Origin of the sequence: Chitinophaga sp. Cy-1792 (genome assembly GCF_011752935.1) — a bacterium.
In the GTDB taxonomy this organism is placed as follows: Bacteria; Bacteroidota; Bacteroidia; order Chitinophagales; family Chitinophagaceae; genus Chitinophaga.
The window spans coordinates 225,938-246,459 of record NZ_VWWO01000003.1 but is presented as its reverse complement, the minus strand read 5'-3'; the positions used below and the strand labels follow the sequence as shown (position 1 = coordinate 246,459).

Below are 20,522 nucleotides of genomic sequence, written 5' to 3'. Positions count from 1 at the left end.
TCCGGTTTTAAGGCCGGAACCCGAATTCCGAAATATTATAATTTTTTACCGTTCTTTCTGCTGATGATCAGTTTATCAGAGCTCTTATGCGATTTTCTGGTTTTCAGACCTTTCGCATATTTACCTGTTCTGGATCTAGGGTGACCACCTGAAGATTTACCTTCACCACCACCCATTGGGTGATCCACTGGGTTCATCGCAACGCCTCGGTTACGAGGACGGATACCTCTCCAACGGTTAGCACCTGCTTTACCGATAGATTGCAGGGCGTGGTCGGAGTTAGAAACGGTACCTACAGTAGCCATACAAGTGTTGAGCACTTTACGGAGCTCACCAGAAGGCATTTTCAGTACGGCGTATTTTTCTTCCTTGTTGCTCAGTTGTGCGTAAGCACCAGCACTTCTGGCGATTGCACCACCTTTACCAGGTTGCAGTTCGATGTTGTGAACTACAGTACCCAGCGGCATATTTTTCAGCAACAGTGCGTTACCTACTTCAGGAGCAACTTCAGCGCCACTGATAACAGTGCCACCAACCTGCAGACCCTGAGGAGCGATGATGTAACGTTTTTCACCATCTGCGTAAGCAACCAGTGCGATGAAAGCACTACGGTTTGGATCGTACTCGATGGTTTTAACTGTAGCAGGAATATTCTGTTTGTCGCGTTTGAAGTCTATAACACGGTATTGTTTTTTATGACCGCCACCGATATAGCGCATAGACATCCTACCCTGAGCGTTTCTACCGCCGCTTCTCTTAGCAGGCTCGAGGAGGGATTTTTCTGGAGTATCCGAGGTCAGTTCCGCGTAAGCGTTACCGATTTTCCAACGGGTACCAGCTGTCATTGGTTTAAATTTCTTCAGTGCCATTACTTTCTGAAAAAGTTAAATGTTATTAATTTATGATTAGTGATCTGCATATACATCCACATCCCGGCTTATAAGGCCGGAACGGCACTACATGTTAGCATACAGATCGATAGTTTCGCCTTGAGCGAGGGTAATGATCGCCTTTTTGTAAGACGGTTTTTTACCCGCAATGAAACCGGCTTTAGTAAAGCGGAATTTAGCTTTACCTGGCATAACTGCAGTATTCACTTCTGAAACTGCCACACCGTAGAATTCTTCCACTGCTTTTTTGATCTCCAGTTTGTTGGCTTTTTTGTCAACGATGAAGTAGTAGCGGTTGAATTTTTCGGTCTGTTTGTTCACCTTTTCGGTTACTACCGGTTTGATTAAAACATCTGATGGTCTCATCTTATATAGCTTATAGCTTTATAGCTGTGTTATTTAATTGGTTTACAACCTATTAAGCTTCTACAACAGGCTCTTCAGTGAAGATTTTTGCAGCGCTTTCTGTGAATACCAGGTAGTTGCTGTTCATGATATCATAAGTATTGATATCGCTCAGCATAGCACCGTCCACAGTAGGGATGTTTCTTAAAGACAGGTAAACACTTTCATTGTATTCCGGTGTGATAAACATAGTTTTCTTACCGTCAACGTTGATGTTCAGGTTCTTTAAGATACCAACGAATTCTTTTGTTTTTGGAGTCTGGATAGCCAGGTCTTCAACAACGATGATGCTGTTAGCCTTAGCTTTAACAGACAGTGCAGAGATCTTAGCGAGATCTTTCACTTTTCTGTTCAGTTTAATGCTCCAGGAGTGAGGTTTTGGTCCGAAAATGGTACCACCACCTTTATAGAGAGGGTTACGGATGTTACCTTTACGGGCACCACCAGTACCTTTTTGTTTGTGCAGTTTACGGGAAGCACCTTTTACTTCAGCACGGGTTTTCACTTTGTGAGTACCCTGACGCTGTGCAGCCAGGTATTGTTTAACCGCCAGATAGATTACGTGGTTGTTTGGTTCAACACCAAAAATCTCTTCGGGCAGGTCAATAGATCTTCCAGTCTGCTTACCTTGTATATTTAAGATATCGATCTTCATGTTACTTCTGGATTAAAACGATTGAACCATTGTGGCCGGGAACGGAACCACTTACCAGGATATAATTTTTCTCAGGGAAAATTTTCAGAACTTTCAGGCCTTTCACTTTCACTCTTTCGTTACCTGTCTGACCTGCCATTCTCATACCCTTGAAAACGCGGGAAGGATAAGAAGATCCACCAACGGAACCAGGAGCTCTGGATCTGTCGTGCTGACCGTGGGTAGCTTCACCCACACCGCTGAATCCGTGGCGTTTAACAACACCCTGGAAACCTTTACCTTTAGAAGTACCAACAACGTCAACTAATTCACCTTCTGTGAAGATATCACAGGTGATAGATTCGCCGAGGGCTTTCTGTACGTCCGGGTTGCGGAATTCTTTTACAAAACGTTTGGGAGAGGTGCTTGCTTTCGCGAAGTGATTCAATTCTGCTTTAGTGGTGTGCTTTTCTTTCTTATCACCGAAAGAAACCTGAATTGCATTGTAACCATCATCCTGCAGGTTTTTTACCTGGGTTACAACGTTGGGACCAGCTTCGATAATGGTGCAAGCAGTTTGCTTACCATTAGCTTCGAAGATGCTGGTCATACCAATCTTTTTACCAATAATACCTTTCATTTATATATGATTTTACCCAGCGCCTGGGGGATTTCTAGCTATCCCCAGGATGGGCGGTTTAAATACTTTATTGGGCGGCCGCCCAGAAGGCGCGACCTATGTTAATTTGTTAAAATTGTTATTCCTCTGAAAATCAGTAGAATAACCATAAATCAATTAAAGGCGGGCCTTTTGCCCAGCCTTGCTGTTGTCCTATGCTTTAATTTCAACTTCTACACCGGAAGGTAAATCCAGTTTGCTGAGCGCATCTACAGTTCTGGAAGAAGAGGTGTAGATATCCAGTAAGCGTTTGTGAGTGCACAACTGGAATTGCTCGCGCGCTTTCTTGTTTACGTGCGGGCTACGCAGCACTGTAAAAATTTTCTTCTCTGTAGGTAAAGGAATTGGACCTGTTACCACGGCGCCCGTGTTACGCACGGTTTTGACGATCTTCTCAGCAGACTTATCTACCAGGTTATGATCGTAGGACTTCAGCTTGATTCTTATTCTCTGAGACATATGCAATGAACTTCTCTTTGTTTTTTCCCCTTACAATTTGGGAGGGCAAAGGTAACCCTTTCTTTTTATTTGGCAAATAATTCTCCGGAAAAAAATATAAGATTACTGTCAAAAGACATGCTTTGGCAGTTGGCGGGGGGTAAACGGTGCAGGATATTATCAGCAAAGGCGATGGAAAGTATTCATTTTGTGAAGCTTAGGCCTTATAGTTAGTTAACATGCTGATTTTGACAAATATAGTTAAACCTATTTCAGAAAACCAAAAAAAATCTGCTTTTCCTCGCATTTTCCCAAAAAAGTAAGGGCTGCTCTCCCGGAGCAGCCCTTAGGAATAACCAGAGCAAAAACTCGGCCTTGGTTCCTCTTACAGAGGTAAACCGCCACCGATACCGCCCAGTAATGATTTTACTAATTGCAATACCAGAGCCAGCAGTTGATTCAGTAAATCCATTTTTTTAGGTTTTAATAGGTAAATGCCTACTCTATGTTTAAGCTGGTTTTCGGCAATGCCAGCAGGTTAACCATACCCTTAGGGTACATCGAAAATAAAAGCAATCATTCATTTTGCAATCGTTCATTTTCATTCATTCCCAACTGTATATTCATTTTATTCATTCAGCCACCAGCAAGCATTCTATAACATAACGAACACAACTATTACACATAAAAATTTAATCATCTGACATAATTAAATACTATTACAATAATTCGTTATCCTAACCAATCATCTGCATAAAAAAAACCGCTGCGATAACCGCAGCGGTGAAAATTTGTCTGTCAGCGATATGCACCTTGGTAATATCCCTGATCAGCGTAGACAACCTATCTTACAGGCCACCCAGTAATGCTTTGAGGAGCGCAATCAGTGATTGCAACAATTGATTCAGTGTGCTCATATAATTAGTACAATAAATGAGAGCCTACTCTGTTACTGGTTTTCGGCATTTCCCAGAATCCTGGCTCCGTACAACAACGGAAAATACGGACAATCATTTAGGCTAAAACCCGGATTACAGGCCACCCAATGCTGACATCAGAACTGCCAATAAACCTCTCAAAAAGGTATTCAATGCATCTAAAATCATACATACAGATTTAGTGTTTTGCCTACTCTCTCTTCTGGTTTTCGGCATACCCAGCTGTCAATGAACCGTAATGTTACATTACAGGGCTCCAGTAACAGTGTTCAAGAACTTTACCAGCGCTGCGATAATTGTGTCCAGCATAGTATAGAAATTATCATTGTTGCACCTACTCTTTTCTTGGTTTTCGGCAATCCCAAACGAGCAAAAGCACTGCTCATGCTACCAAAAATAAAGGCTTCACATCAAATAACTCCTGTTCAGTATATTCATTTATCAGCCTGTTTATTCATTCTGTTCATTTCGCCAGGAGTAAGGATTCCTATATAAAAAATGGCCCCGGAGTTCATCCGGGACCATTGAAAATAAGGTGTATTTAAACGGATCTGTATGCTTCAAAAGCTTACTGACCGCTCTTTTCAGATTTATAAATCTGTTTAGCTTTCGCAGAAGGCAGGAAAATCTGGAAGCCCACATTCAGGCTCAGATGATTGGCTGTGGTTGAATTACCACCACCTACGGTCAGGTCATATTTCAGCAATCCTTCCAGGCCGATATTTGGTGTGATGAAGTAGGAAATACCAGGGCCGATACCAACATTCAAACCATTGGTAGACGTACCATTTGCCGGATTGGCACCAGCTAAACCTGCATTGGCTTCCATGAAGAAGCGAACTCTTTTGGAGAATTCCAGTTTCCGGACATTTTTATCTTCGACATAATAGCGGGCAAAGGCACCAACACCATATGTCACATCACTTCCGTTATCTTTTACGCTATGTAAGCCAAAGTTAACATAACCACCTAAAGCAAGCCCGTCTTTAATAAACCAACCTACTTTGGGCGTCAGGTTAAAATCAAAGGTGGTACTGGACTTCTGAAAAATGAAACCAAGATTGGTAACGTCTGCTCCCACCATTATATTTCCTTTCTGGATTTGAGCTTTTACACTACCATACATCATTGTCAATAACACAAGGGTTAAGAGACGAATTTTTTTCATGATTTAGTTTTTAGTTTAATAAATAACAGTGTGGAATATTCACGTGAGGTAGGGGGTAAAAAGGAGGGGGCATGCACAATTGGTCGATACTACACGGGTTCGTTCGCGCTACATACATACGTTGAACTGAATCATCAGTTCATGTATAACTAACTAATAAATAAGGATAACAGATAAAAACTGATGTTGTTGTATCTCAGTATAAAAAAATTAATTATTTTTTTCAGATGCTAAGAGATCAATATGTGCGCAGAATTCCCCGCGCTGCTGGAGGAAAGAGAGGAAACCGTCGAGTCGGGCATACATTTTCTGACCGGAAACATTTTTGATATAACCAGGCAGTTGCCAGCTTTTTAAATCCACCAATTCCCATGGGTGAAAATAGAATGACAGGTAGGGGTCTTTTCGGAGGATCTGGCGGCTGAAATGCTTTGTAACCCATAACGGTGCATTTTTGACGCTAAGCCAGAAAATAGGGTATCTTAAAAGCGGAGAAACGGAAGAGGGGATAATCCAGACATCCTGGTCTTTAAAAAGGGTACGTGGCAGGTGCCAGTTGTTATATCTGCCAGGCAGCCAGGTGGGGTTGACAGAGGAATCGTACAGATAGCCTGCACTTTGCAGGGCGGCCATGTTTACCTTACGCAGGCGGGGCATGCGGAAGCCTTTTACCTGTTGCCCGCTGATTTCCTGCAGGGCGAGCCGGGAGCCTTCCAGGTCTGCCTCGGAAAAGGTGCTATGGTAGTAGGCATGGGAAGCCACTTCGTGGCTGGCGGCGATGCGGCGGATTAATTCGGGATAATGCTGTGCCCAGTAGGCGGTAATGAAAAAGGTAGCTCTGACGTTGTATTTTTCGAAGAGGTCGAGGGTAAGCTGCAGACCTTTCCGGGATATTTCCAGTTTATCCTGGAGCGATACCTGCTGGCCAAATTCTTCCGGGATATCGAATTCTTCTACATCCACACTGATCAATATCCTTTTTTGCTGCTTACTCATGCTACTATTTGAAATACTAAACTGTTTTAGGTCCGGCTACAATTTTTAAATAGTTTCTTAATTCTTTGAACAGCAATTTCATCTTAAATGCTGAAAAAGTAATACCGGGGCGGCAGTAAACGGGTACGCCAGCCATTCTGATGCGTGGGCGTTTACCGGCTCTGTACATGAATTCGCTATCATACAGGAACCCATCGATAGTGGTATCCAGAAGAATATCCCTGCCGATCATGTTAAAGCCTTTGAGGCCGGCCTGGGCATCATTTACTTTCAAACGCAGGATAAATTTATTCATCGTGCGATTGATCCTGGTAATGATACGTCTTTTTCGTGGCAGTTCGCGAAGATAAGCTTCTCCCCTTTCACCGGCTACGACGTCCATGCCATTCTGCAGGGCATCGTATACCTGTTTAACGGCGGCAACGCCAAATGGGAAATCAAGATCTGTATATACCTGGTAAGCGTGCTGGGAGCGTTTTACGCCTTCTCGTATGGCGTATCCCTTTCCTCTGTTAATTTTGTTGTCTACTACAATAATGCCTGGTATAGCGGCTTCCAGCCAGGAAATATGTTTCTGGGAAAAGTTTTTCAGGGAGCCGTCGTTGACAAGGATTAACTGTACCGGTACTTTTCCCATGATGGTTACGACATCATGGTAATGTTGGATTAAAGTTTCCACCCACTGGCCGGAGGGATTCCAACATGGCAGAATCAGATCCAGGCCAGGAGTAAGAACTACCGGTTCTGCCGGTCTTATTATAACAGTTGCAGGAAATGCAGCGGTGGTGATTGGCAATGACATAACTACAAAGCGGCTATCAGTAAACTAAAAAAATACAGGTACTCGTAAACTGATAACGCCCTGATTTTGCGACACCCTCTATTGCGGGTGCTAAAATAATTCTGTGGGAAGTGGCGGAGGAATAAAAAAGGGCCCCCGGTGAACCGGGAACCCTGGCAGGCAAAAAGTATTTTGTGACAGTTGCAGGTTATTAATATCTAAAGTAGGTAAAGAAAGGTCAATTGCAATAGCATTTTAGGGGGATAAAACAAAAAAGGGCCTCTACGATGTAGAGACCCTTTTTCAGTATTTGGAAACACTTAAAAATTAAGCGTTTACTTTTCCTTTAACTTTCGCGATCACTTCTTCAGCAACGTTGTTTGGAGCTGGAGCGTAGTGAGAGAATTCCATGATGGAAGTAGCGCGACCGGAAGACAGGGAACGCAGCTGGGTTACGTAACCGAACATTTCGCTCAGTGGAACTTTAGCTTTAATTACCTGAACACCGTTTTTGGAGTCCATACCTTCCAGCATACCACGACGACGGTTCAGGTCACCTGTTACGTCACCCATGTATTGGTCTGGGGTTTGAACTTCTACTTTCATGATTGGCTCGAGCAGAACTGGTTTAGCTTTGCGGCCAGCTTCACGGAAGGCTTGTTTAGCGCAAAGTTCGAAGGACATCGCGTCGGAATCCACTGCGTGGAAACCACCGTCGAACAGACGAACTTTCATGCTTACGAGCGGGAAGTTAGCCAGAACACCTTGGTTCATAGAAGCTTCGAAGCCTTTCTGAACAGCAGGGATGAATTCTTTTGGAATAGCACCACCGAAGATATCGTTGATGAACTGGAATGATTTACCGTCGTTTTCTTTCAGCCATTCTGCGTCAGCAGGTCCGATCTCGATCTGGATATCGGCGAACTTACCTTTACCACCGGATTGTTTCTTGAATGTTTCGCGGTGAGCTACTTTCACAGTCAGTGCTTCTTTGTAAGCAACCTGAGGTGCACCCTGGTTAACTTCTACCTTGAATTCGCGACGCATACGGTCAACGATGATTTCGAGGTGAAGCTCACCCATACCGGAAAGAACGGTTTGACCGGTTTCTTCGTCGGTTTTAGCTTTCAGGGTAGGATCTTCTTCTACCAGTTTAGCGAGGGCCATACCCATTTTGTCCACATCTGCCTGAGTTTTAGGCTCGATAGCGATGGAGATTACCGGCTCAGGGAAGGTCATTGATTCCAGTACGATAGGATTGTTCTCATCGCAGAGGGTATCACCGGTTTTGATATCTTTAAAACCAACAGCCGCACCGATATCACCAGCTTCGATGAAATCGATAGGGTTCTGTTTGTTAGCGTGCATCTGCATGATACGGGAGATACGCTCGTTTTTACCTGTACGGGTATTGAGAACGTAAGAACCTGCATCCAGGTGACCAGAGTAAGCCCGGAAGAATGCCAGACGACCTACGAAAGGATCGGTCATGATTTTGAACGCCAGTGCAGCGAATGGTTCTTTAGCATCTGGTTTACGTTCGATATCTTCACCAGTATCAGGGTTAGTACCTTTTACTGCTTCGATGTCCATTGGAGAAGGCAGGTAACGGCAAACCGCATCCAGCATTTTCTGAACACCTTTGTTTTTGAAGGAAGAACCGCACATCATAGGGATGATAGCGATATCGATGGTAGCTTTACGGATAGCTTCGTGGATTTCAGCTTCAGTGATGGTATTAGGATCATCGAAGAATTTCTCCATGAGTTTATCATCGTAGTCAGCAACTGCTTCTACCAGTTTAGCTCTCCATTCGTTAGCTTCGTCTACCATGTCAGCAGGAATATCAATTTCCTGGTAGGTAGCACCTTTACCTTCTTCGTCCCAGATGATACCTTTCATGGTGATCAGATCAACCACACCTTTGAAAGTATCTTCTGCACCGATAGGCAGGGTCAAAGGAACAGGGTTAGCACCCAGCATTTCTTTCACCTGCTTAACAACGTTTAAGAAGTCAGCACCGGAGCGGTCCATTTTGTTAACAAAACCGATACGTGGTACACGGTAGCGGTTAGCCTGGCGCCAAACGGTTTCAGACTGAGGCTCAACGCCGGATACAGCGCAGAACAGTGCCACCAGACCATCCAGTACGCGCAGGGAACGTTCTACCTCAACGGTGAAGTCCACGTGGCCTGGAGTATCGATGATGTTGAATTTATATTGTTTGGTATCTGGCTGTGCTTTACCTTGTAAAGTTGGAAAATTCCAAAAACAAGTGGTAGCAGCAGATGTAATGGTAATACCTCTCTCCTGCTCCTGTGCCATCCAGTCCATGGTAGCGGCACCTTCGTGTACCTCACCAATCTTGTGGGATTTACCTGTATAATACAGGATACGCTCTGTGGTAGTGGTTTTACCCGCATCAATGTGCGCCGCAATACCAAAGTTCCTTTGAAATCTTAAGTCTGCCATAATATTAAAATGACTAAATAATGCAATTTGGGGGGCAAAGGTAATCTATTTTCGTCAATAAATAAAACCTCCCCGGATTGTGAAATTGTTATTTATTCTTTAACGAATAATGAGGCTTTGCGGGCCTTGCCATATGCCCGACAAAAGTGACCGGATTCGAAAAATTATCTGCCAGATTTCATAAACTTATCAAGAGTTTTTAAATGATTCGATAAATTTAGAGAACATTTTAATAGCATTTGGTGTTCAATTGCAGTCAGAAGCGTTACAATAGAAGGGCAACCTACTCACCTTTAACTAGTTAACTGGTACAGCACGTCGAAACTATTTCTTTATCCAAAACCTGAAAAAACCATGATAAAATAATACTTATCCTTCTTATTTATTGTTCCCTAATTAGTTACAGACCTGGCTTTGCATTTCAACCGGCCTTATATTTCTGTAGGATAAGCATCATTACAGTTTTTCGCCCGATCCATTGGTGGCGGGGCAGGTTCAGCGTTACAAAATAAATCTCCCAAAAAAATCTCCCCACAAGAGATATCGGGTGTTTTATACCTGACCTACAACATTTTACCGGATACCCGGCTTACTTATGCATCATAAGCATGAGCTGTAATTTTCATGCCTGCATTTTACTGGGAGCACACCATACAGCATTGTTTCCACCACAAATTTCTTCCTTATGGAGATGATCAACCGTTGCATGCTGGAAGACCTGAGCATGCTGCACAATTTACTACAGGCGTCGAGTCAGCACCGACAATGGCAAGCCCTCCCCATTGACGCATTAAAAGCAGAGAACGAAAAGCTGAAATCTGTGCTGGCAGGCACAGAGCGATTGTTTACCCTTTTGGCTACCCCGATGCCCGAAGAGGAAATTTTTCCAGAAAGTGATCACACACATTAACAGCAAGTACTATATGAATATTTTAACACGTACAGTCTTTTGCTTATTGGTAACCCTTAGCATAGGTATGCCCTGTGTCAGGGCACAGCTGGTATTGAACCGGCAGGTAACAGCTACCACCGGAGGAAGTGGCACAGCGGGTACGGTCCGTATTCAGTATACAGTTGGAGAACCTGTCATTACCCTGATTACTGATGGTCACCTTCTGCTTACGCAGGGTTTTCAGCAGCCGGACGAGTTACCGACGATCAGTCCGGCGGCACCACTTGTCAAAGGTTACATCGTATTTCCCAATCCGGCAGCCTCTGTGCTGAAGGTACGAATGGACCTGCTGGCAACAGCAAACGTACAGCTGGAACTTATCAATACTGCAGGTCAGACCATGTATACGACCCAACAGACCTTAGGGCCTGGACAGAACACGTTTGAGATAAATGTCAGCCGGTTTGCTGCGGCGATTTACAGTCTGCGGATCCATGTAGGGCAGCAGATTTTCTACGAAAAAGTAATTATTCAGTAATCTTCATTGCGCTTGAATATGCAAAAACATAAACTCTTGATTTTGCTGGCAGGCATATGCTGTGTGCCATCGGTACTACTGGCACAGAAAAGTCAGCAACGGCCACCTGATATTGGCGCAAGTTTCCTGCTGGTCAATCCGGATGCACGCAGTGCCGGTACCGGTGATGCCCCCACTGGTCTGAGTCCGGATGTCAATGCCCTGTGGTCAAATGCCGCCAAGATTGTATTTGCCGGCGACTGGGGCGTTAGCGCCAATTATTCGCCCTGGATGTGGGGAATAAATAACAGCCAGTCCAACATGGCCTATGTCGCCGCCTTTAAAAGCATTGGCAAAGAAGAGGACCAGGCAGTAGGCTTGTCCATGAAATATTTCAATTATGGCGACATCACCTTCCGGGATGATAATGGCACGATCATACAGGACTATACGCCCAAAGAATTTTCAGTAGACGGAAGTTATGCCAGAAAGCTGGGGCAGCGTTTTTCGCTGGCCATATCACTGCGGTATATACGCAGTCAGCTGGGACAGGGTAATTTCAATGGTCTTCAGCAAAAGCCGGCATCTGCGGTAGCAGGAGATATTGGATTTTATTACCAGAATAGTGCAGACAAACTGGATTTCGGCAACAGGTACTGCTTTGGAGTAAGCATTACCAATATCGGCTCTAAGCTTTCCTATACCGATGATAAGGACCGGAAAAGTTTCCTGCCGATGAACCTGCGGATTGGTGGCGGATATGCCTTTGTTAATACTACCACCAGCACCTTTACCATTACTGCAGAAATCAACAAGCTGCTGGTACCTACCCCACCGATTTACGCGCTTGACTCCAACGGTATGGTTACCAATACCATTGTGAAGGGTCAAGACCCTGACCGGAGCGTGGTAGGTTCCATTTTTTCCTCCTTTGGAGATGCCCCTGGCGGATTTACGGAAGAGCTGAGAGAATTTACCATAGGTTCGGGAATAGAGTATTCCTACAAGCAGATACTATTTCTGAGAGCCGGATATTTCTATGAGCACCCTAACAAAGGCTACCGTCAGCATTTCAGCAGTGGTATTGGATTAAGTTTCCAGAATATTCAATTGAACATGGCCTACCTGATACCTACAGATGGCAGTTTATATCAGAAGAAAACGCTGACATTTTCGCTGCTTTACAATATCAGCGGAGCACATTAACTGCTGTCTTTTACCGGGTTAATAACCATCTCTTTAAACAATAAAACAACTTCCCCCATATGAAACCACTGATTATTTTCTTACTGTTTATTGCTGCTGTACACTTGCCTGGCCTGGCGGGCGCACAGACAAGAGTGCCACTCAAAACATCTGATGGCGCAATAATTACCAGACCGGTACCGGTACCAGTTAAACCGGCAGATGGTACGGCGGTGACACCTCCTGCCAATCCGGGACAACCTGCCGGCACACCGGTATCCATACAAACCATTCCCCAGATCAAGCCCAATACAGATGCTCCAGCCAAAACACCGGCAACTACTTCTACCCTTCCGATAGATCAGTTATTCAAACCTTTTACCGCTATTCAGCCACCTGTATTAGAACAGGAAAATTCCAATCAACAAAAACCTGCAAAACCATAAAAATGCCTCTTATGAAAAGGAAACTTTTACTATATATTTTGTTCCTGTCAGCCCTATTCCTCCAGCAGGCAAAGGCACAGAATGCCCTGACTGGTATTAACTATCAGGCTGTAGCACGAAATGCGAACGGTACCACACTTCCCAATCAGGCCCTGCAGGTAAGATTTACAGTGCTGAGTGGTTCGCCGGGCGGCAATGTGCAGTACCAGGAAACGCAGGACGTTACCACCAATCAGCTGGGGCTTTTCACTTTACAGATTGGTAAAGGCTCGCCGGTGAGTGGTTCCTTTGCATCGATTCCCTGGGCACAGGCGAATCAGTATTTGCGGGTGGAAGTATCTGTTGGCGGAAGTAATTTTTCAGAATTGGGTACTTCTCAGTTGATGAGCGTGCCATTTGCCTTATTTGCAGCCAATAGTACACCGGGGCCTAAGGGAGATCCGGGACCAGCGGGGCCCGCAGGTCCTCAGGGAGCTAAAGGAGATCCTGGCGTGACGGGACCGGCAGGAGCGACAGGACCGCAGGGAATAGCCGGCCCTATTGGGGCAATCGGACCGATGGGACTTCCCGGGGCAACTGGTGCAACAGGAGCTACCGGCGCTATGGGCGCACAAGGTCCGGCAGGACCTATCGGACCAGCGGGAGCAACAGGAGCAGCAGGAGCGACAGGACCGGCAGGACCGGCAGGTGTTGCAGGTGCCACAGGACCAGTGGGGCCTGTGGGGCCACAGGGACCAGCAGGTCCGGCAGGAAGTATTGCCGGAGCTGCAGCGGGTGGAGATCTTAGCGGTACGTACCCTAATCCTACCGTGGCTAAAATCCAGGGATTCCCTGTAGTTACTACTGCACCAACAGCAGGTCAGTTATTAACATTTGATGGCACCAACTGGGGGCCAGCTGCCAATAGCGGAGGATTAGTTATTCCTTATGCCGGCACCTTTAATCTTCCCGGTACTTTGTTCTCACTGACTAACAATGGCGATGGTACATCGTTGGCAGGCGTTTCCAATTCTACCTCCCCTAATATTACGCCTATCCTTGGAACTGTGTCTTCTACTTCTCCCGGTGGTTTTGCTACGGCCGTAAAAGGAACCAATAATGGCACCGGCGGCTTAGGTATAGGTGTATGGGGCTCGCAGAATGGTGCAGGATGGGGAGTTTATGGGACTGCCCCTACCGGAATCGGAGTTTACGGGAATGCGACCGGGTCCGGCTTTGGCGTTTATGCCAATTCCAGCTCAGGAACCGGTTTATATGCGACCAGTACCACAGGCATGCCTGCTAACATCGCTATCTCCAATAATGCCAATACCAGCAATGCACTTACTGTTACTACATCAGGCAGCGGGGCTGGCATTCAGGTTAGTGCGAGTGCCGGTGGAAATGGTATCAATGCAGTGAGTGTGCAAGGCAGTGGTGTAAATGCCACCTCCAATATTCTGTCGGGAGCCGGCGTACTTGGCCATCATACGGTTGGCGGGGAAGCTATTACAGGGCTTACAACGAGTAACAGTGGTACACCAACGGGTGCAGTTGTAGGACGTAATGATGGCCCGGGCTATGGTGTGCAAGGTTTTATAGCCACAGATGCCTCCGGTAATGGTGTGGGCGTACTGGGGCGTGTGGGGGTAAACGGTAGTAGTGGTATGGCTGGTAAGTTTGAGAACCTGAACACCAGTAATAATATCAGTACGGTAGTGGTTACTACTGGCAGTAATGGTAATGGTGTGGATGCTACAGGCGTCAGTGGGTTTGCCTTACATGGTACTGCTACTAATATTTCCGGAGGAGGTGTAGTTGGAGATAACACAGCTGGCGGTGAAGCCGTAACGGGACGTGGCAACAGCACTGCGGGCATTGGTACGGTGGTAGGCCGGAACGATGGCGCCGGATATGGTGTATATGGATTTATTGCTACCAATACAGCTGGTACAGGTGCCGCCGTTGCAGGCCGTGTAGGTATATCAGGCTCTACTGGCCGGGGCGGATTTTTTGAAAATACCAACAATGCCAATACCAATAATACCGTGGAGGTGGTGAATGTTGGCCCTGGTGTGATTGCAGATCATAGTCAGGGTAATGCCGGTAATTTCTTTATGAATAATACCAGTGGAGTTGGTGCCGGGGTTCGTGGTGAAGTGAACAGTATTTTTGGCAACAATGGAACCGCTGGCGTGTATGGTATTGCTTCCGGAACGGGTGGTTATGGCGGTTATTTTGAGCATAGCAATACTACAGGTTTCGGTCGGGCACTGTATGTAACCAGCGTTGGCCAGGGTACTGCTACGGAGCTGGACCACAATGGCCCTAGTGGGAATGCGGTATTAATTCAGGGTTTTAATAATACTAATACTGATAATGTTTTACAGGTGCTAAGCGCAGGGCCTGGTGTGATTGCGAATCATGCTTTGGGCAATGTTGCCAATTTTGTAAACAGCAATAATACGGCGGTTGCTGCGGCTGTCAGAGGAGAGGTGAACAGTATTTTTGGTAATGCGGGCACAGCCGGTATTTATGGGGTCGCTTCCGGTACAGGCGGTTATGCTGGTTATTTCGAGCATACAGAAACTACTGGTTTTGGCATCACGTTACAGGTAATCACCAATGACCTGGGAACTGCCATGGTGGTGGATCATGAAGGGACAAGCGGCGATATTGCGATCTTCCAGTCAGGCGGTTTTAATGTGACACGTATTGACAAAACTGGTAAAGGTTTCTTTGATGGTGGTACACAGACAGGCGGTGCAGATATGGCCGAGGCCTTTGATGTTAGTGGCAGCATTAAAAATTACGAGCCTGGGGATGTGTTGATAATAGATGTTAATAAAGATAGATCTGTGGAGAAGTCAAATGAGGCGTATTCTTCATTGGTAGCGGGTGTATATGCTACTAAGCCAGGTATGCTGATGACGGAGGAGAAGATAGATACAGATATTTCAGATAAGGTACCGATGGGTGTTGTGGGAGTTATTCCTACGAAGGTATGTAATGAGGGGGGAGCGATTCATCGGGGGGATATATTGGTAACCAGCAGCAGGGTGGGATATGCGATGAAGGCGGATTTGGATAAGCTGAAGCCGGGTCAGGCTATCGGGAAGGCATTGGAGGAGATGGGCGGTAGTGAGGGAAAGATCAGGGTGCTGGTGAATGTAAAGTAGGCAGCGATGCGATTTAGTTCAGATAAAGTAGGGCCGGGCACTTTGGTGTCCGGCTTTTTTATTTGTGTTTTGGGGATGTTGGAGGAGATGAATATGCAGGAAGTATAAAGGCAAGGTTCGGGTGGCGGAAATAGGCGGTTGTTTTGTGGGAATGGTCTTGCTATGGAAAGATGATTATGCAGGAAATAAAAAGGCAAGGGTTCGAATAGCAGAAATAGGCGGTTGTTTGTGGGAATGATCTGGGGAGGGGGTTGTGCAGTAAGCATAAAAAGGCGAACAGTTCCGATAACAGAACTGTCCGCCAAATATATTGAGTTTGCCGGTTAGGGCTATAACTATACTCTGAAGTGAGAGAAAGCTTTGTTAGCTTCAGCCATACGGTGAGTATCTTCTTTCTTTTTGAAAGCGGCACCTTCACCTTTGCTTGCAGCTACGATTTCATTCGCCAGCTTATCAGCCATGCTCTTACCGTTTCTGTCGCCAGCGTAGCGAACTAACCATTTGATGCTCAGGGAAATTTTTCTATCAGGGCGTACTTCAGCAGGGATCTGGAAGGTAGCACCACCGATACGACGGCTTCTAACTTCTACAGCAGGAGTAACGTTGGTCAATGCTTTTCTCCAAACCTCGTAACCGTTTTCACCGGTCATTTGGCTTACTTTATCCACAGCATCGTAGAAAATTTTATAGGCAATGCTCTTTTTTCCTTGCTCCATAACGTTATTAACAAAGCGGGTAACCAGTTTGTCATTGAACCTAGGATCCGGAGCCAGAGGCAATTTCTTTGCAGCTTGCTTTCTCATTTATATTGAAAATTACTACTAGTTATTATTATTATTTTTTAGCCTTTTCCTTCTTAGTACCATATTTGGAACGGCTCTTCTTTCTGTCTTTCACACCTGCAGTATCCAGAGAACCGCGAACGATGTGGTAACGAACACCTGGTAAGTCTTTAACCCTTCCACCACGGATCAGTACGATAGAGTGCTCCTGGAGGTTATGACCTTCACCTGGGATATAGGCAATCACCTCAACTTTATTGGTTAAACGCACCTTCGCAACTTTACGCAATGCGGAGTTCGGTTTTTTAGGCGTAGTAGTGTAAACACGCGTACAAACGCCACGGCGCTGAGGGCAGCTATCTAATGCCCTGGACTTGGACTTAGCCCGGATAATTTCTCTTCCTTTTCTTACTAATTGTTGTATAGTAGGCATTCTTTACCTAGTTTTTTATGTCGGTTTAACAGATGACATCCAAATTCCCATATGGGATTTTGGGACGGCAAAGGTAAAACTATATGTGTGAATAACAAAATTGTTTCGAATTTTTTTTGTCACACCAGTGGTGCAACTACCCCGGAAGCGGTTTGGTTCCTCGGTAATTGATACGCTTACCTGTAACCGGAACGCAAAGGTAAGGTTTCTCTCAATATCTACCGAAAAAAAATAACGTCCGGGAAAAAATAAAGACTTATGGCCAACCAGGCGACATAAGTCTTTATCTATATTATTATATAAGCAATTGATTATTCGCCTACTATGTAATTCCAGTTACGGGTATCGGCTGCTTTTCCGGTACGGATACCATCGAGGCGGCGGATAACTTCGGCACCTACTTCATATTTAGTGGTGTCCAGTTTCAGCTGGTTGTCCAGGTAGTCCAGTTGTTCTACATAGGCTACGCTGGCAGCGGTACCGGTACCAAATACTTCGCGGAGTGTACCATTATTATATGCGGTTACCAGTTCATCGATGGAAACCGGGCGTTCTTCAACGATGAGGCCCATATCTTTCAATACGTCCATTACGCTGTTACGGGTAACACCTTCCAGGATGGTTCCCTGGGTCAGGTCTGGCGTAACGGCAGTGTTGCCGATGATAGCGAAAACGTTCATGGTACCGCATTCCTGCAGGTATTTGTGTTCAAAACCATCTACCCAGAGGATCTGGTCGAAACCTTTCTGTTTAGCCTGCATGGTAGGATACATGGCACCGCCGTAGTTACCGGCAGCTTTTGCAAAACCTACGCCACCAGGGAAGGCACGTACATATTTATCCTGCACCAGTAATTTAATAGGCTTATTAAAGTATGGGCCGGATGGAGAATTGATAATAGCAAATTTGTAAGTTTCGGAAGGACGTACCCCGATGAACTCGTCTGCGGCGATCATGAACGGACGCAGGTAGAGGGAGCAACCTTCGCCGGTTGGTACCCAGTTGCGGTCCATATCGATCAACATATCCATACCACCGATGAACAGCCATTCCGGAACGGAAGGCATACCCATTCTTTCGGCGGACAGGTTGAAGCGCTTATAGTTATCATAAGGGCGGAAAATCATTGGATTTTCCTGTGGGTCCTTGTAGGCCTTAATACCCTCAAATATAGCCTGGCCGTAATGCCATGCAGCATTGGAAGGACTTACTGAAAGATTCTGGAAAGGGACAATTTCTGCGTTAATCCACTCTTTACCATCGAAATCTGCCACCAACATATGGTCGGCATATTTCTTACCAAATACCAGATTATTAAAATCTATCTCACCTATTCTGCTGTGCTCGGTTTTGGTGACTTTGATCTTCTTTTCAGCTTCTTCCCTTACTGCTGATTTAGTTACCATCATGGTTAATCAATTTTATCTCAATATTTTTACACTTTCGTTGCGACTTGCCCCGCCTCAACAGGCACGGCTTTGCAAATAAACTGATTTTTCCCCACGCGGGGCCTTCATATTAATTTTAATTATAATAATTATGGCACTTGAGGATTTGCAATTAGACCCTTACTTTCTGGCCAAAATCTTTGCCCAGCCGATCATTCCCGGCGAAAGCAAGTCCGTGGCCGAACCGCAAAAACCTTTGCCGAATGTCAAATATTTAGGAGAAAATCAAAAAAACGTGGTCCTCTTCATACAAAACGAAAATGAACCATATTTGAACGACGATTTATTCAATCTCCTTACTAATATATTAAATGCCTGCAAACTGGGGATGCAGGATGTGGCCCTTGTAAACATCCAATCTTACCCGGATTTGAGTTTCAGGGAGTGGCAACAGGCACTCAATATAAAACAGGCCGTTGTATTCGGCATCGCACCGGCTCAATTAAAAATAGACGACCTTCCCTCCTATCAGTTATTTACTATAGGCGGCAGTACTGTGCTGTTTTCAGATCATTTGTCGGTAATAGGCAGTGATAAAACGATGAAGGCAAGGTTATGGGCAGGACTCAAACAATTACTCACCATCGGCTAATGCCGGCAGCTATAAGGAAAGTTTTATGAAATTAATTTTTGCGACGAACAACGAGAACAAGGTAAAAGAGTTTAAGTCATTGGTTGGCAACAACTTCGATATCATTACATTACAGGATGCCGGTATTGACATCGACATACCGGAACCACATGATACCCTGGAAGCCAATGCCCTTGAGAAATCCGAAACCATTTACAGAATGACCGGCACCAATTGCTTCGGAGAAGATACCGGCCTGGAAATTACCGCCCTGAACGGTGCACCAGGTGTATTATCTGCAAGATATGCCGGTGAGCAGAAGCTGGCGGCAGACAATATCACTAAGGTATTGCAGGAAATGGAAGGAGTTACCAACAGGGAAGCACAGTTCCGTACCGTATTGTCATTGATACTGGATGGTAAGGAATATCAGTTTGAAGGGATCTGCAAAGGCCATATTACTACTGCTGTGCAGGGTGAAAAAGGGTTTGGCTATGATCCTATCTTTGTTCCGGAAGGTGCCAGCAAATCTTTTGCAGAAATGGACCTGGCAGAGAAAAACCAATATAGTCACCGTGCGAAGGCGCATCATCTGTTTGCCGAATTCCTGAAATCTGTAAACGCATAATCATCTCCCTAAACCAATATAATGGCAAGAATTAAAATAGATCTACCTGCGCAATTCAGTTTTAGTATAACCATTCCCGTTAGGATCCAGGATGTAAATTATGGCGGCCATGTGGGCAATGATGCTATTCTGTCTATCATGCATGAAGCCAGAATACAATACCTGCAACAGCTGGGCTATAAAGAGCTGGACCACAGTACCAACACCGGTTTGATCATGGCAGATGTGGCTATCGCCTATAAAGGCGAAGCATTCCATGGGGATATCTTTAAAGTGGAGGTTGCAGCCGGAGAGTTTAGTACTTTCGGATTTGAACTTTTTTACCGCATTACCACTACCAGGGATGAAAAGCAGATCACTGTAGCTGAAGGAAAAACAGGTATGGTATGTTTTGATTACAACACACGTAAAGTAGCGAAGCTTTCAGCAGAAATGAAAGCCAGCCTGGAAAAATAAAAATTAAAGAAATGATCGATACAACAACAGCAGCCACCCTGGTGGACAATCTAATCAGCAGTCGCCGCAACATCAAGCCGACCAGTATGAACGGTAAGAAAATCGCGGATGAGACAATCAATGAACTGTTACAGAGCGCTGACTGGGCGCCTACTCACGGCTATACCGAGCCATGGTATTTTGTAGTGTATGGCGGCGACAAAGTACAGGAATTCTGTACAGCGCATGCTGATCTCTACAAACAATATACGCCTGCGGAAAAATTCATTTCCGGCAACTATGATAAGCTGAAATCGCAGGGCGACCTGGCTTCTCACGTTATCGCGATCTGTATGAAGCGCGGTAATAAGCCGAATATTCCGGTAGTGGAAGAAGTGGCAGCTGTAGCCTGCGGCGTGCAGAATATGTGGCTGAGTGCACATGCCCGCCATATTGCAGCTTACTGGGGAACCGGCGGTATGACGCTTCACCCTGCCATGAAAGATTACCTGGGCCTGGGAGAGGAAGACCAGGTGTTGGGCTTATTCTACCTGGGTTACACAGATGAGCCTGCAGTTGCCGGCAAACGTGTTAAGCCAGTCAGTGAGAAAGTAAAATGGATGTAA

The 20,522-nt window shown here is 45.4% G+C and carries 21 protein-coding genes; 9 read left to right on the top strand and 12 right to left on the bottom strand.

Features of this window, described 5'->3' with window-relative positions:
- Positions 1–35: 35 nt before the first annotated feature.
- The 9 genes from rplB to fusA all read right to left on the bottom strand — a co-directional run bounded on the left by rplB (position 36) and on the right by fusA (position 9,401).
- Positions 36–869 carry a 50S ribosomal protein L2 gene (gene rplB / locus F3J22_RS26265; RefSeq protein WP_167020968.1) on the bottom strand — a complete coding sequence of 278 codons (834 nt, stop codon included), beginning with the start codon at positions 867–869 and terminating at the stop codon, positions 36–38.
- A gap of 87 nt (positions 870–956) precedes the next feature.
- Positions 957–1,256 carry a 50S ribosomal protein L23 gene (gene rplW / locus F3J22_RS26260; protein WP_167020967.1) on the bottom strand — a complete coding sequence of 100 codons (300 nt, stop codon included), beginning with the start codon at positions 1,254–1,256 and terminating at the stop codon, positions 957–959.
- A 52-nt stretch (positions 1,257–1,308) separates the two neighbouring features.
- Positions 1,309–1,950: a 50S ribosomal protein L4 gene (gene rplD, locus F3J22_RS26255; RefSeq protein ID WP_167020966.1), complete on the bottom strand. Its 642-nt coding sequence runs from the start codon at positions 1,948–1,950 to the stop codon at positions 1,309–1,311.
- Between the two features lies 1 nt (position 1,951).
- Positions 1,952–2,569 (bottom strand): 50S ribosomal protein L3, encoded by a 618-nt coding sequence (gene rplC, locus F3J22_RS26250; protein ID WP_167020965.1) that lies wholly within the window; start codon positions 2,567–2,569, stop codon positions 1,952–1,954.
- Positions 2,570–2,761: 192 nt separating this feature from the next.
- The gene (rpsJ, locus tag F3J22_RS26245; RefSeq protein ID WP_012789286.1) at positions 2,762–3,067 is read right to left on the bottom strand and encodes a 30S ribosomal protein S10; all 306 of its coding nucleotides are present in this window, start codon (positions 3,065–3,067) and stop codon (positions 2,762–2,764) included.
- A gap of 1,485 nt (positions 3,068–4,552) precedes the next feature.
- The gene (locus tag F3J22_RS26240; RefSeq protein ID WP_167020964.1) at positions 4,553–5,152 is read right to left on the bottom strand and encodes a porin family protein; all 600 of its coding nucleotides are present in this window, start codon (positions 5,150–5,152) and stop codon (positions 4,553–4,555) included.
- A gap of 210 nt (positions 5,153–5,362) precedes the next feature.
- Complete coding sequence (locus F3J22_RS26235; protein ID WP_167020963.1) at positions 5,363–6,148, bottom strand: polysaccharide deacetylase family protein; 786 nt, start codon at positions 6,146–6,148, stop codon at positions 5,363–5,365.
- Positions 6,149–6,164: 16 nt separating this feature from the next.
- The gene (locus F3J22_RS26230) at positions 6,165–6,950 is read right to left on the bottom strand and encodes a glycosyltransferase (protein WP_167020962.1); all 786 of its coding nucleotides are present in this window, start codon (positions 6,948–6,950) and stop codon (positions 6,165–6,167) included.
- 306 nt (positions 6,951–7,256) lie between these two features.
- On the bottom strand, positions 7,257–9,401 hold the full coding sequence (gene fusA, locus F3J22_RS26225; protein ID WP_205195708.1) for an elongation factor G: 2,145 nt from the start codon (positions 9,399–9,401) through the stop codon (positions 7,257–7,259).
- A gap of 685 nt (positions 9,402–10,086) precedes the next feature.
- Between fusA and F3J22_RS26220 the strand changes: the two genes are divergently transcribed.
- From F3J22_RS26220 to F3J22_RS30760, 5 genes are read left to right on the top strand one after another with little or no spacing between them, the layout of a single operon-like run.
- Positions 10,087–10,311, top strand: a complete 225-nt coding sequence (locus F3J22_RS26220) for a hypothetical protein (RefSeq protein WP_167020961.1) — start codon at positions 10,087–10,089, stop codon at positions 10,309–10,311.
- Positions 10,312–10,324: 13 nt separating this feature from the next.
- Positions 10,325–10,831: a T9SS type A sorting domain-containing protein gene (locus F3J22_RS26215; RefSeq protein WP_167020960.1), complete on the top strand. Its 507-nt coding sequence runs from the start codon at positions 10,325–10,327 to the stop codon at positions 10,829–10,831.
- 18 nt (positions 10,832–10,849) lie between these two features.
- Entirely contained in the window at positions 10,850–12,016 is a 1,167-nt protein-coding gene (porV, locus tag F3J22_RS26210) for a type IX secretion system outer membrane channel protein PorV (protein WP_167020959.1), read from the top strand.
- A gap of 59 nt (positions 12,017–12,075) precedes the next feature.
- Positions 12,076–12,441 carry a hypothetical protein gene (locus F3J22_RS26205; RefSeq protein ID WP_167020958.1) on the top strand — a complete coding sequence of 122 codons (366 nt, stop codon included), beginning with the start codon at positions 12,076–12,078 and terminating at the stop codon, positions 12,439–12,441.
- A gap of 11 nt (positions 12,442–12,452) precedes the next feature.
- Positions 12,453–15,599 carry a collagen-like protein gene (locus F3J22_RS30760; RefSeq protein ID WP_167020957.1) on the top strand — a complete coding sequence of 1,049 codons (3,147 nt, stop codon included), beginning with the start codon at positions 12,453–12,455 and terminating at the stop codon, positions 15,597–15,599.
- Positions 15,600–15,934: 335 nt separating this feature from the next.
- Here the strand turns inward: F3J22_RS30760 and rpsG are convergent, their stop codons facing one another.
- The 3 genes from rpsG to F3J22_RS26185 form a co-directional block, all read right to left on the bottom strand.
- The gene (gene rpsG, locus F3J22_RS26195; RefSeq protein WP_167020956.1) at positions 15,935–16,402 is read right to left on the bottom strand and encodes a 30S ribosomal protein S7; all 468 of its coding nucleotides are present in this window, start codon (positions 16,400–16,402) and stop codon (positions 15,935–15,937) included.
- A 31-nt stretch (positions 16,403–16,433) separates the two neighbouring features.
- On the bottom strand, positions 16,434–16,814 hold the full coding sequence (rpsL, locus tag F3J22_RS26190) for a 30S ribosomal protein S12 (RefSeq protein ID WP_111599772.1): 381 nt from the start codon (positions 16,812–16,814) through the stop codon (positions 16,434–16,436).
- A 311-nt stretch (positions 16,815–17,125) separates the two neighbouring features.
- The gene (locus F3J22_RS26185) at positions 17,126–18,223 is read right to left on the bottom strand and encodes a branched-chain amino acid aminotransferase (RefSeq protein WP_240155216.1); all 1,098 of its coding nucleotides are present in this window, start codon (positions 18,221–18,223) and stop codon (positions 17,126–17,128) included.
- A 130-nt stretch (positions 18,224–18,353) separates the two neighbouring features.
- Here F3J22_RS26185 and F3J22_RS26180 point away from each other — a divergent pair, with 130 nt between their 5' ends.
- The 4 genes from F3J22_RS26180 to F3J22_RS26165 are packed head-to-tail and all read left to right on the top strand — an operon-like array spanning position 18,354 to position 20,522.
- Positions 18,354–18,854 carry a hypothetical protein gene (locus tag F3J22_RS26180; protein ID WP_167020955.1) on the top strand — a complete coding sequence of 167 codons (501 nt, stop codon included), beginning with the start codon at positions 18,354–18,356 and terminating at the stop codon, positions 18,852–18,854.
- Positions 18,855–18,879: 25 nt separating this feature from the next.
- A complete protein-coding gene (rdgB, locus tag F3J22_RS26175; protein ID WP_167020954.1) occupies positions 18,880–19,461 on the top strand; it encodes an RdgB/HAM1 family non-canonical purine NTP pyrophosphatase in 582 nt (193 codons plus the stop codon).
- 21 nt (positions 19,462–19,482) lie between these two features.
- Entirely contained in the window at positions 19,483–19,917 is a 435-nt protein-coding gene (locus F3J22_RS26170) for a thioesterase family protein (protein WP_167020953.1), read from the top strand.
- An 11-nt stretch (positions 19,918–19,928) separates the two neighbouring features.
- Positions 19,929–20,522, top strand: coding sequence for a nitroreductase (locus tag F3J22_RS26165; RefSeq protein ID WP_205195706.1), 594 nt, complete (start codon positions 19,929–19,931; stop codon positions 20,520–20,522).

Excerpts from the sequence above, each read along its gene's own strand:
- rplB (WP_167020968.1), bottom strand. The coding sequence starts at position 869 with ATGGCACTGAAGAAATTTAAACCAATGACAGCTGGTACCCGTTGGAAA.
- rplW (WP_167020967.1), bottom strand. The coding sequence starts at position 1,256 with ATGAGACCATCAGATGTTTTAATCAAACCGGTAGTAACCGAAAAGGTG.
- rplD (WP_167020966.1), bottom strand. The coding sequence starts at position 1,950 with ATGAAGATCGATATCTTAAATATACAAGGTAAGCAGACTGGAAGATCT.
- rplC (WP_167020965.1), bottom strand. The coding sequence starts at position 2,569 with ATGAAAGGTATTATTGGTAAAAAGATTGGTATGACCAGCATCTTCGAA.
- rpsJ (WP_012789286.1), bottom strand. The coding sequence starts at position 3,067 with ATGTCTCAGAGAATAAGAATCAAGCTGAAGTCCTACGATCATAACCTG.
- F3J22_RS26240 (WP_167020964.1), bottom strand. The coding sequence starts at position 5,152 with ATGAAAAAAATTCGTCTCTTAACCCTTGTGTTATTGACAATGATGTAT.
- F3J22_RS26235 (WP_167020963.1), bottom strand. The coding sequence starts at position 6,148 with ATGAGTAAGCAGCAAAAAAGGATATTGATCAGTGTGGATGTAGAAGAA.
- F3J22_RS26230 (WP_167020962.1), bottom strand. The coding sequence starts at position 6,950 with ATGTCATTGCCAATCACCACCGCTGCATTTCCTGCAACTGTTATAATA.
- fusA (WP_205195708.1), bottom strand. The coding sequence starts at position 9,401 with ATGGCAGACTTAAGATTTCAAAGGAACTTTGGTATTGCGGCGCACATT.
- F3J22_RS26220 (WP_167020961.1), top strand. The coding sequence starts at position 10,087 with ATGGAGATGATCAACCGTTGCATGCTGGAAGACCTGAGCATGCTGCAC.
- F3J22_RS26215 (WP_167020960.1), top strand. The coding sequence starts at position 10,325 with ATGAATATTTTAACACGTACAGTCTTTTGCTTATTGGTAACCCTTAGC.
- porV (WP_167020959.1), top strand. The coding sequence starts at position 10,850 with ATGCAAAAACATAAACTCTTGATTTTGCTGGCAGGCATATGCTGTGTG.
- F3J22_RS26205 (WP_167020958.1), top strand. The coding sequence starts at position 12,076 with ATGAAACCACTGATTATTTTCTTACTGTTTATTGCTGCTGTACACTTG.
- F3J22_RS30760 (WP_167020957.1), top strand. The coding sequence starts at position 12,453 with ATGAAAAGGAAACTTTTACTATATATTTTGTTCCTGTCAGCCCTATTC.
- rpsG (WP_167020956.1), bottom strand. The coding sequence starts at position 16,402 with ATGAGAAAGCAAGCTGCAAAGAAATTGCCTCTGGCTCCGGATCCTAGG.
- rpsL (WP_111599772.1), bottom strand. The coding sequence starts at position 16,814 with ATGCCTACTATACAACAATTAGTAAGAAAAGGAAGAGAAATTATCCGG.
- F3J22_RS26185 (WP_240155216.1), bottom strand. The coding sequence starts at position 18,223 with ATGATGGTAACTAAATCAGCAGTAAGGGAAGAAGCTGAAAAGAAGATC.
- F3J22_RS26180 (WP_167020955.1), top strand. The coding sequence starts at position 18,354 with ATGGCACTTGAGGATTTGCAATTAGACCCTTACTTTCTGGCCAAAATC.
- rdgB (WP_167020954.1), top strand. The coding sequence starts at position 18,880 with ATGAAATTAATTTTTGCGACGAACAACGAGAACAAGGTAAAAGAGTTT.
- F3J22_RS26170 (WP_167020953.1), top strand. The coding sequence starts at position 19,483 with ATGGCAAGAATTAAAATAGATCTACCTGCGCAATTCAGTTTTAGTATA.
- F3J22_RS26165 (WP_205195706.1), top strand. The coding sequence starts at position 19,929 with ATGATCGATACAACAACAGCAGCCACCCTGGTGGACAATCTAATCAGC.